The sequence below is a fragment of the Microvirga sp. 17 mud 1-3 genome (genome assembly GCF_003151255.1).
Classification (GTDB): Bacteria; Pseudomonadota; Alphaproteobacteria; order Rhizobiales; family Beijerinckiaceae; genus Microvirga.
This window is the reverse complement of sequence record NZ_CP029481.1, coordinates 4,138,647-4,149,757: the sequence shown is the minus strand read 5'-3', so window position 1 is coordinate 4,149,757 and position 11,111 is coordinate 4,138,647. Positions and strand designations below refer to the sequence as shown.

General features: G+C 67.2%; 9 protein-coding genes. All 9 read right to left on the bottom strand.

Annotation, left to right across the window (positions count from 1 at the left end; translation table 11 throughout):
• On the bottom strand, positions 1-669 hold the full coding sequence (locus C4E04_RS19485; protein WP_245416359.1) for a nucleotidyltransferase family protein: 669 nt from the start codon (positions 667-669) through the stop codon (positions 1-3).
• 77 nt (positions 670-746) lie between these two features.
• Positions 747-2,321 (bottom strand): tRNA (adenosine(37)-N6)-threonylcarbamoyltransferase complex ATPase subunit type 1 TsaE, encoded by a 1,575-nt coding sequence (tsaE, locus tag C4E04_RS19480; protein WP_109601316.1) that lies wholly within the window; start codon positions 2,319-2,321, stop codon positions 747-749.
• A gap of 29 nt (positions 2,322-2,350) precedes the next feature.
• A complete protein-coding gene (locus C4E04_RS19475) occupies positions 2,351-4,915 on the bottom strand; it encodes a PAS domain-containing sensor histidine kinase (protein ID WP_109600169.1) in 2,565 nt (854 codons plus the stop codon).
• A 360-nt stretch (positions 4,916-5,275) separates the two neighbouring features.
• Positions 5,276-6,706 (bottom strand): adenosylhomocysteinase, encoded by a 1,431-nt coding sequence (ahcY, locus tag C4E04_RS19470; protein WP_109600167.1) that lies wholly within the window; start codon positions 6,704-6,706, stop codon positions 5,276-5,278.
• A 299-nt stretch (positions 6,707-7,005) separates the two neighbouring features.
• Complete coding sequence (locus tag C4E04_RS19465) at positions 7,006-7,332, bottom strand: HPr family phosphocarrier protein (protein WP_109600165.1); 327 nt, start codon at positions 7,330-7,332, stop codon at positions 7,006-7,008.
• Between the two features lie 3 nt (positions 7,333-7,335).
• Positions 7,336-7,737, bottom strand: a complete 402-nt coding sequence (locus C4E04_RS19460) for a PTS sugar transporter subunit IIA (RefSeq protein WP_109600163.1) — start codon at positions 7,735-7,737, stop codon at positions 7,336-7,338.
• Positions 7,738-7,827: 90 nt separating this feature from the next.
• Positions 7,828-8,298 (bottom strand): HPr kinase/phosphorylase, encoded by a 471-nt coding sequence (locus C4E04_RS19455; RefSeq protein ID WP_245416167.1) that lies wholly within the window; start codon positions 8,296-8,298, stop codon positions 7,828-7,830.
• Positions 8,295-10,091, bottom strand: coding sequence for a sensor histidine kinase (locus C4E04_RS19450; protein WP_109600161.1), 1,797 nt, complete (start codon positions 10,089-10,091; stop codon positions 8,295-8,297). Before C4E04_RS19450 ends, C4E04_RS19455 begins: the two co-directional genes overlap by 4 nt.
• Before the next feature lie 43 nt (positions 10,092-10,134).
• Positions 10,135-10,833, bottom strand: coding sequence for a response regulator transcription factor (locus C4E04_RS19445; RefSeq protein ID WP_109601312.1), 699 nt, complete (start codon positions 10,831-10,833; stop codon positions 10,135-10,137).
• Positions 10,834-11,111 lie beyond the last annotated feature (278 nt).

Here is an 11,111-nt window from a genome sequence, read left to right as displayed (position 1 = left end):
TCACCGCGTGCAGGCGGCAAGGCACTCTTCCGCCTCGGCAATCGCCTGAGGCTCACCAACATGCAGCCACTGCCCCTCCAGGCGCAACCCGTGGAGGCGGCCCTTCGCGCTGGCCCGGTCGTAGAAAACGTTCGCCGAAAACGGCCCGTCCGGCGTGCCGGCGACGAGTTCCGGCTTCACGATGGCGACGCCCGCGTAGACGAAAGGCACGCTCTCGTCGCCCTTGCGGCGCTGCAGCCGCCCGTCCGGATCCATGCTGAAATCGCCGCGGCCCTCATACCCAATGCTTGTGGATAACGGCGCGATGAGCATCAGCACGTCCATGGTGGCCGGGTTCCAGGCCTGGACGAGGCGGGAGAGATTCGGCTCCGCGCCCTCGATCCAGAGCGAGTCGGAATTGAACGTGATGAAGGGCGCATCGCCCAAAAGCGGCAATGCCTTTTTCACGCCGCCGCCGGTTTCGAGCACCGCTTCGCGCTCGTCGGAGACGACGATGCGCGGCACGTCGCGCGTGCGCAGATGTGCTTCCAGCATGTCGGCGAAATGGTGCACGTTCACCACCACCTGTCCGATGCCTGCCTCATGAAGCTTGTCGAGGGCGAAATCGATCAGCGTGCGCCCGGCGACTTTCACAAGCGGCTTGGGCATCGTTGCGGTGATCGGCAGCATGCGCTTGCCGAGCCCCGCGGCGAGGACGATGGCGGTGGAGGGAGCGGCGTGGGAAATGGCGGACAAGGGACAGGAACTCAGGGAGCCGGAGGAGTATCGTCGACGGGCGGGTGCGGGATGAGGCGCGGCAGATAGGCCTCGTACCAGGCGCGCAGCCGCGACAGGGCGGGGTGGGCGAGGTTGCGGGCGAGATAGGTCTCGATCCGCGGCAGGTGCTTGAGGTAGTGCGGCTTGCCGTCCCGCCGGTCCAGGCGGGCGAAGATGCCGAGGATCTTGGTGGCGCGCTGCGCGCCCATGATCGCATAGGCACGTGCGAAGGACGCTACGTCGAATTGCGGATCGGCGGCCCGGCGCTCGCGGGCATAGAGGCCGATCAGCTTCAGTTCCAGATCGGGCGACACGGTGGCCCGCGCATCCTGGAGCAGGGACGCGACATCGTAGGCCGGGGAGCCCAGCACCGCGTCCTGGAAATCGATGATGCCGACCCGCTGCAGGCCCTCGCGCTCGGGCATCCAGATCAGGTTGGGCGAATGATAGTCGCGCAGGGTCCAGGTGGTGGGGCCTGCGAGGATCTCGGACAGGGTCTCGGTCCACAGATTGACGAACTCGGCCCGCGCCGAGCCCGAGAGCAGGCTGCCGATGATGTGCGGCACGTACCAATCGGGCAGGAGCTCCACCTCGATGAGCAGCGCTTCAAGATCGTAGGGCGGCAGCGCGTAATCCATTCCCTCGGTCACGGGGAGGTTCTGGGGCAGCGCCGTGCCGTGCAGGCGGGCGAGCACGCGCACGGCTTCCGCGTAACGCTCCGGGATCGGGCCGTTCGCGTCCACCACCGGCTCGCTGCCGAGATCCTCCAGGATGAGAAGCCCCGTCTCCAGGTCCTCCCCGTAAATCTCCGGCGCGCTGAAACCGAGGGTGCGCAGGCCCTTGTCCATCGCCACAAAGGCGTGGACCGTCTCGGCGAGTTTCGCGATGGTCGTGTAGGGCTTGCCCCGGCGCACGGGCGGGCCCACCGGCCGGGGCGGCGAGATCATGAGCAGCGCGGTCCCGCCATCCGGCTTCACGAGCCGCTCGTAGGAGCGGATCACCGAGGCGTCGGCCGGCATGGGCACGCGGATCGCGTCCGTCCAGCCGCTGCGTTCCACCAGGGCGTGAAAGGCCTTCAGCCGCCGGAGCCGGGACGCGAAGCCGCCCGTGCCCGTCACGAAGGCGATGCGCCCCGCGCCGGCGCCGCCGGGCGCGAAATCGAGATGGATGTCGAGGCGCTCCGCCTTCAGGGCTTCGTCCGCCCTTTCCGGCCATTCCACGAGCGAGATGGCGTTCTCGGTCATCTCGTCCCAGCCGAGCTCATAGAGCTCGTGCCCACTCCCCAGGCGGTAGAAATCCGCATGCACCACGGGATGGTGCGCGCCTTCGTAGGACTGGACGAGCGTGAAGGTCGGGCTCGGTACTTCGAGTTCGGGATCGCCCGCAAGGCCGCGCACGAGGGCGCGGGCAAGGGTGGTCTTGCCGGCGCCGAGGCCGCCCGACAGGGTCACGAGATCGCCGGGGCGCAATTCGTCGATCAGGAGCCGGGCAAAGCGTTCCGTCGCTTCCTGGTCGGGCAGGGCGACGACCCAGGACGGGTCGTGCCATTCGTCTTGCGCGGTCATGAAAGCCAATCCATTCGCCATTGCGGCTCCTATTCGGCCGCCAGGGACGGCACCGCGGAATGCGCGGACCGGCCGTCGGAGGGCGACTCGTATCGCTCATTGGGGAAAACGCAGGTCACGGTCGTGCCGACCCCCGGGGCCGAGGCCAGCTCGATGCGCCCGCCGTGCAGCTCCACGAAGGAGCGCACGATCGACAGCCCGAGGCCCACGCCGCGATGGCGCGTCCCGAGGGTGTGGCTCTCGAACCGGTCGAAGATCCGCGCCTTGATTTCGGGCGGGATGCCGCGGCCCTCGTCCCTCACCTCGAAGATGACCTCGCCGCCGCTCTTGCGGGCCGAGACCGTGATGCTCTGCCCCGGCGACGAGAAGCCGACCGCGTTCGAGAGCAGGTTGAACAGGATCTGCCGCACGCGCTTCCCGTCGGCCACGAAGGAGCCGATGTCGTCGGGCGTGTCGATGACCACCGTGAGCGAGGACTCGGCCAGCCGGTCCTCCAGCCCGCGCATGGCGGCCTCGATGGTGGAGCGGATGTCGACGATCTCGGGCGTGAGCGCGAGGGATCCGGTATCGATGGAGGCGAGGTCCAGGATGTCGTTGAGGATCGCGAGCAGGGCCGCCGAGGAGCGCATGATGTGGTCGGCGTAATCGCGCTGGCGCGGATTGAGCGCGCCGACCGTCTCGTCCCCGAGGAGCTGCGCGAAGCCGATGACGTTGGTGAGCGGAGAGCGCAGCTCGTAGGACACGTGGTGGACGAATTCGTCGCGCAGGCGCGAGGCCTTCTCGAGCGCCTCGTTGCGCTCCTTCAGGGCGCGCTCCACGTTCACGCTCGCGGTCACGTCGATGAAGGTCAGGAGCGTGGCGCCGTCCGGCAGGGGCTGGGCCGCGCAATCGAGGGCGGAGCCGTCCTGGCGCTCCATGCGGCAGCCGAAGCCCATGCGCATGTCGGGCAGTCCCGCGACAGCGCCGCGGATATCGACCCAGGGCTCGTCCTGCGGAGCGAGGCGGCGGCAGGCCTTGATCACCGCATCCACGTGCGGCTGGGCGGCCGTCAGCTCCGCGGGCAGAGTCCACATCTCCGCGAAGGCGCGGTTGAAGAGCTTGAGGCGCCCGTCCGAGCCGAACACCGCGACTCCCTCCTTGAGGGTGTCGAGGGTCTCGCTCTGGACGCGGGTCAGCGCCGTCACCTGCGATTCGAGCTGGATATGCTCGCTCACGTCGTCGAACAGGTAGGTCACGCCCCCTTGCGGGTTCGGGTTCATGACGACGCGCAGGGTACGCCGGTCTGGCAGGTGCCACCAGGTCTCCTGCGAATCGACCGCGCGGTAGCTCGCCAGGATCTCGGTCTTCCAGGCCCTGAAATCCGCCTGTTCCGGGAGCTTGCGGGCCGCATAGAGCCGGTCGAGCACCTCGCCGTCCGTGGGGCGGGAGCCCAGGAAGGCCGAATCGAGGCCCCAGAGCTGCTGATAGGCGGCGTTCGTGAAGATGAGCTGCTGCGATGCGTCGAAGATCGCAACCGCAGTCGGCAGCTGGTCGAGGGTGCGCACATGGGCGTCCATCTGCCGCTGCAGGTCTGTGCGGACCGCCTCCAGCTCCGAGACGTCGATGGCGATGCCTGCGCTGCCGTTCCCGGTCGGGTGCTCGACCACGTCCAGGATGGAGCGCTGCCCGGCCATGACGGCCGTGACGCGGGCCGCAAAGCGGTTGCCGCCCTGGCGTAGGCGGCGGGATTCGTCCCGGGTCCGCTGCCCCAGGAGGTCGAGGGACCGGGCCGTCGCGTCCGCCACGTCCGAAGCCTCGACGGCGTTGAGATAGGCCCGGTTGGCCCAGAGAAGCCGGTCCGTCTCGTCCCGGATCCAGAGCGGGTGGGCGATGGCGTCGAGAAGGTCCGTCATGGCGCGCAGATCCTCCTGCGCGCCGGCAAGGTCGGACCGGACCGTGAGCAGCTCCGCCCTGTCGAGGGTCACGTCCCTCAGCCGCAGGATTGCCCGCCCGCCGACGGTACGTCCCTCCACGTCGATGAAGCGGCTGCCGAGGGTGCGGGCCGTGAGGCGGAAGGTCTCCCCGCGCTGCCGCAGCTGCTCCAGGGCTGTATCCAGGGTCTTGGCGTCGCCTGGGGCGAGCCAGGCGCCGAAGGCGAGCGCCCGCTGAGCCGGCGCCCCCTCGCCGATGACCGAAGGGTCGCCCTCGAAGCGCGGCTCCGCATCGCGCCCCTGCCAGCTCACCAGGAGCTGGCGCTCCGAGCCCATGAGGAGGCCGGCAAGGTCGTCCGCGCCGCGTAAGGCCGCAAGCTCGGTCCGCAGGGCGCGCTCAGTCCGGGCATGGCGGCGCTGCTCGCGCAGGAGCAAGAGGGCCGTGGTGGTGGAAAAGGCCACGAGGCCGAGAAAAAGGCCGAAATAGGCGGCGTTCTCGATCGGCCATCCGTGCAGGAGGCGCAGAAGGTCTTCGGCACTCTGGGTAAGGGAAGCAGGGAGCTCGACGGCCCGGGCCGGCCATGCGGTCCCGCTCAGGAAGGCGGCCGCCAGGGGCGCGAGGACGCGCAGGCGCGGTCCCGTCCTGCCTCCGCTGCCGTCATGACGCTCCCCGTGCCGGGCCATCCCGTGCTGTCCTTCCTTCGTTTGGCGCCTGACGCCAGGCCAAAGCCGACCGATTCCCGTGCGCTCCCGGAGCGCCGCCGGAACAGGCCTCGCCTCATCATGAACGGAATTGCGTCCCGGCTCGCCAAACTCGACCCGGCCGGACGAATCGCGTCCACTGTAGACCACCCCGGACTCCGCCAGAAAGAGGGTTAAGGGCGCCTTAAGCTTCCTCTGGAAAACCTGTGAACAAGCTGTCGATGCCTATTGCACAGGAGGCGGAACGGAGGGTCAAGCCTGCCGAATCGGAGAGGGCGGCCCGGCCGGATATGAAAAAGCCCGGCGAGGCCGGGCTTTTCCGAGGAGCGTTCTGAAGACGGCTCAGTAGCGGTAATGGTCCGGCTTGAAGGGGCCCTTCTCGGAGACGCCGATGTAGGAAGCCTGGTCCGGGCTCAGCTTGGTGAGCTTCACGCCGATCTTCTCCAGGTGCAGGGACGCGACCTTCTCGTCCAGGTGCTTGGGCAGGGTGTAGACCTTGCGCTCGTACTTGCCCTGGTTGGTGAAGAGCTCGATCTGGGCCAGCGTCTGGTTGGTGAAGGAAGCCGACATCACGAAGGACGGGTGGCCCATGGCGTTGCCGAGATTCACCAGGCGGCCTTCCGAGAGCAGGATGATGCGGTGCCCGTCCGGGAACTCGATCTCGTCCACCTGCGGCTTGATGTTGGTCCATTTGAGGTTCTTCAGGCCCGCAACCTGGATCTCGTTGTCGAAGTGGCCGATGTTGCAGACAATCGCCCGGTCCTTCATGGCGCGCATGTGGTCGAGGGTGATCACGTCCTTGTTGCCGGTGGCGGTCACGAAGATGTCGGCGCGGGGAGCCGCATCCTCCATGGTGGTGACCTCATAGCCTTCCATGGCGGCCTGGAGGGCGCAGATCGGGTCGACCTCGGACACCAGCACGCGGCAGCCGGCCTGGCGGAGCGAGGCGGCCGAGCCCTTGCCCACGTCGCCGAAGCCCGCAACCATCGCGACCTTGCCGGCCATCATCACGTCCGTGCCGCGGCGGATGCCGTCGACGAGGGATTCGCGGCAGCCGTAGAGGTTGTCGAACTTAGACTTGGTCACCGAGTCGTTCACGTTGATGGCCGGGAAGAGGAGCTTGCCCTCCTTGGCCATGATGTAGAGCCGGTGCACGCCCGTGGTGGTCTCTTCCGAAACGCCCTTGATCGACTGGGCGAGCTCGGCGAACCAGCCCTTCGGCTTCTCCTTCAGGAGGCGCTCGATCAGCGCGAAGAGGACTTCCTCTTCTTCCGCGCCGGGCTTGTCCAGGAAGGCCGTGTCGCCCTGCTCGGCGCGCAGGCCGAGATGGACCAGCATGGTGGCGTCGCCGCCGTCGTCGAGGATCATGTTCGGCACGCCGCCGCCATGCCAGTCGAACAGCTTCGCGGTGTAGTCCCAGTATTCCGTCAGGGTCTCGCCCTTATAGGCGAAGACCGGGATGCCGGCGGCCGCGATGGCGGCGGCGGCGTGGTCCTGGGTCGAGTAGATGTTGCAGGACACCCAGCGGATGTCGGCGCCGAGGCTTTTAAGGGTCTCGATCAGCACCGCAGTCTGGATCGTCATGTGGAGCGAGCCGGCAATCCGGGCGCCCTTGAGGGGCTGCTTCGGGCCGTATTCCTCGCGAACCGCCATGAGGCCCGGCATCTCGGTCTCGGCGATCGAGATCTCCTTGCGGCCGAAATCGGCGAGGCTGATGTCTTTGACGATGTAGTCGTGCGCGTCGTTCGCGCTTTTCACGGCGGCTTGGCTCATGGGGCTCTCTCGCAGGGCTTTCTGTTGCACCGGTGGATTGGCGCCGTGTTTATCAGAGAGCCGGCAGGGAGGCAATCAACATATAAAGATGTCTTTATATGTCAGACATGGACCCGTGCCTCCCGTCATTCCGGGGCGCCGCAGGCGAGCCCGGAACCCATAAACACTAACATTTCAGAAGGAAGAGCTGCGAGGACCGTTACGCTTTATCCTGTCCCGTCAGCGGTTATAGGTTCCGGACCCAGCGCTCCGCGCTGTCCCGGAATGACGGGGAGGATGGGCCGGTCCGTCTGAAACGTTTACTCGTCCTCGCCGAACCTGTTCGAGACGAGATCGCCGATGGCCTGGAGGCAGGAGGTGGCGTCCTGGCCCTTGGCCGTGACCGTGATGGTGGTGCCCTGGGCGGCCGCGAGGGTCAGCAGGCCCATGATCGAGCGCCCGCCCACGGTCTCGCCGCAGCGGGTGACGGTCACGTCGGAATCGAAGCGCTCCACGGTCTGGACGAACTTGGCCGAGGCCCGCGCATGGAGCCCGCGCCGGTTGACGATCCGCAGCTCCCGGACCTCAGTCCCATCGGGGATGGAGGGCGGCGGGCAATCGCAATCCTCTTCGGCGGTCGAGCTCATGGCCTATTTTCCGGTCAGAACGCGCGATGCGATGTTGATGTATTTCCGCCCCGCCTCCTGCGCGTGGGAAACCGCATCGGTCAGAGTCTCCTCGTCGCGCACGCTTGCCAGCTTGATGAGCATGGGCAGGTTGATGCCGGCGACCACCTCGACGGAGCTGCCGTTCATGCAGGACAGAGCCAGATTCGAGGGCGTTCCCCCGAACATGTCGGTGAGGACGACGACGCCCTGGCCCGAATTGACCCGGCAGACGGCGGCCATGATGTCCTTGCGCCGCGTCTCCATGTCGTCGTCCGGCCCGATCGTGATCGTTTCAAGCTGCTCCTGAGGCCCCACAACATGCTCCAGCGCAGCCTTGAACTCCGTCGCGAGTTGCCCGTGGGTGACGAGCACCATGCCAATCATAATGTTACTGGTCCGATCGCTCCGTTGAGCGGAGCCGCTATTTTGTGCACCGCGAAGCTAAGCGCAAGAGCAACGATGGCAAAAACTTCATCACAGTGACACGACCGCGTCGCAGAGTCCACGCAAGCTGTCGAGGGCGATGTCCAGCAAAGGTGCCCCAGTTTGGCCCCGGATGCGACGGAGCAAGACGCCGCAGACGCGAACCTGCGAATCCGCCGTCTCGGGATGGCGCTCCGGCGCGTCCTCCGAGAGGTCGATCACCAAGCGGATCACGGCCGCCGCCTCGAAGGGGACCCGCACGATGCCGATCCCCCGGATCTCCCGGTATCCGGCGATGGCCGTGACCGGCCGCGCCACGAGACGGCCGTTCTGCGCCCGCAGGAGGGTCCGGTCGTCGCTGACGATGGATGCGAAAAGGCCCTCGGCCCTGGCCTGGCGCACCAGTTCCCGCGCGAGGGTCGACTTGCCGGAGCCGGCTGCCCCGCGGATCAGGATCCCGGCCTCGCCGACCGTCACGCAGCCCGCATGGACGGTCTCCCGCTCTGCCAGCGGGGCGGTCATCCGGCCTGACCTGCGGCCGGCAGGCGGATGACGAACCGGGCGCCGAGGCGCCGGGGCTCCCCGGTCTCGTCCGGCGGTCCCAGCCGATTCTCGGCCCGGATCGTGCCCCGGTGGGCCTCGATGATCTGGCGCGAGATGGAGAGCCCGAGGCCGGAATTCTGGCCGAAGCCCTGTTCGGGGCGATCGGTGTAGAAGCGCTCGAAAATGCGGTCGAAGGCGTGGGGCTCGATCCCTGGGCCGTCATCCTCCACGACGATCTCGATCTCGCTCTTCCGACGGCGCAGGAAGATCCGCACCGTTCCGTCCGGGGGCGAGAAGGACCGGGCATTGTCGATCAGGTTGTTGAGGACCTGGCCCAGGCGGTTGTCGTGGCCGAGGATTCCGAAGGGCTTGCGCCCCTGAGCCTCGTTTCTCCCGGGCCGCTCGATCTTCAGCAGCACGACCGGATCCTCCGCCCGCCGCCGCTCGTTGGCGATCGAGACCACGGCTTCCAGGAGATGGGCCATGTCGATGGGCTCTGCGTCGGCGCGGGCGAGTTCGGCATCGAGGCGCGAGGCGTCCGAGATGTCGCTGATCAGCCGGTCGAGGCGCTTCACGTCGTGCTGGATGATCGACATGAGCCGCTTCTGGGAATCCTCGCTGCGGGCGAGCGGCAGGGTCTCGACGGCGCTGCGCAGGGAGGTGAGCGGGTTCTTGAGCTCGTGGGCCACGTCGGCCGCGAAGCTCTCGATGGCGTCGATCCGGTTGTAGAGGGCCCGCGTCATGTCGCGCAGGGCGCCGGACAGATGACCGATCTCGTCGGACCGGTTGGTGAAATCCGGGATTTCCTGGCGCGACTTGGTCCCCCAGCGCACCCGCTCGGCCGCCTCGGCCAGGCGCCGCACAGGCCCCGCGATGGCGCCCGCGAGGAGGAGCGAGAGCACGATCATCACGAGCGCGGCGACCACGAAGACCTGGAGCAGGGCGAAGCGCTCGGACGCGATGATCCCGTCGATGTCGCCCCCTTGTGTCGAGAGCAGCAGCACCCCCTGGACCGCCCTGAAGCGCTGGACCGGCACGGCCACCGACACGATGGTGTCGCCGCGCGCATCGGTGCGCACCTCGTAGGCCCGCTGGCCGCCGAAGGCCTGCTGCACCTCCGGCAGGGACTTGCCGTTGCTGGGGCCGGGCTCCTCGAAGACCACGCGCTTGCGGCGCCGGAAGAGATTCCGGACGTTGTTCCAGCTTCGCTCGATGAAGCTGGTATCCTCGTCCGCCACGGGGGGCAGATCCCGGCGCAGGATGTCGCCGCGCGAATAGAAGTTGCGGGAATCGAGCAGGAGGGCGCCTTCCCGGTCGAAGATCCGGGCCCGGGTCCGGGTCGGCGTCACGAGGCGGCGCAAAAGGGGTGCGACCCGCTCCGGATTGATCGAGAATTCGAGGGGCGAGAAGTTTTCTTCGTTGAACCGCTCCGTCTGGCCCGCCTGCATCTGCAGGAGTTTGTCCGGGTCGATCGTGATGGTGTCGGTCTCCACCGTGGCGGAGCTCGCGATGGCGCCCGCGATGATCTCCCCCTGCGTCAGAAGGCTGATCACCCGCGCCTCGATCAGACCCTGCCGGAACTGGTTGAGATAGAGGAAGCCGACCAGCAGGGCCACGAGGCCGCCGAGGTTGAGCACCACGATCCGCCGCGTCAGGCTCGACGAGGCGCGCTGGGTCAGCATATGGCCGACGCGCCTCAGCCGCGCGAGCGGGCCACGCGGCGGAGGGGGATCGTCCATGGCGGCTTCGGCGGAGATCGGGTCAGCCTTCATGCCTCTCTCGGGGCTGTGCCACGCGTCGGCTTTCCTCGGAGGGTCAGCCTTCCTTGAAGCGATAGCCGACGCCGTAGAGGGTCTCGATCATTTCGAACGTGGGGTCAACCGCCTTGAACTTCTTGCGCAGGCGCTTGATGTGGCTGTCGATCGTGCGGTCGTCCACATAGACCTGATCGTCATAGGCCGCGTCCATGAGGGCGTTGCGGCTTTTCACCACGCCCGGGCGGGTGGCGAGCGCCTGGAGGATCAGGAATTCGGTCACCGTGAGGGTCACGGGCTCGCCCTTCCAGGTGCAGGCGTGGCGTTCCGGGTCCATCTTGAGCTGGCCCCGTTCCAGCGCCTTCGCGTCCGCCTCACGGGGGGTCGACTGGTCCCTAGGGGCGAAGCGGCGCAGCACCGCCTTCACGCGCTCCACCAGGAGCCGCTGGGAGAAGGGTTTGCGGATGAAGTCGTCCGCGCCCATCTTGAGGCCGAACAACTCGTCGATCTCCTCGTCCTTGGAGGTCAGAAAGATGACCGGGAGATCGGATTTCTGGCGCAGGCGGCGCAGAAGCTCCATACCGTCCATGCGCGGCATCTTGATGTCGAAGATCGCGAGATCCGGCGGGGCATGTTTCAGCCCGTCGAGCGCGGAGGCGCCGTCCGTATAGGTCTGGATCCGGTACCCCTCCGCTTCGAGCGCGATGGAGACCGAGGTGAGGATGTTGCGATCGTCATCGACGAGAGCGATCGTTGGCATGAACTCTTCCTTGCTAGAATCGATCGGCGTCGGCGCGTTGCGGGTCAACGCCCGAGGCGAGAAAACGTGCCGAACTGCGCCTTTCTGATGGCATAAGTAAGGTTTCACCGGCAAAGTGCCAGGGGGCGGACGCTACAGAGAAGCCTAGCCGCCCCATCCCAACGGGAGATGAACGGGCCATCTGGTGCGTTCCCTGGCAAAAATGGAATGAAACGGAATGCCGTCGGTTGACGGCAACGCTTCATGTTCTAAACAATCCTCTCCGCCTTGAGGGTTCG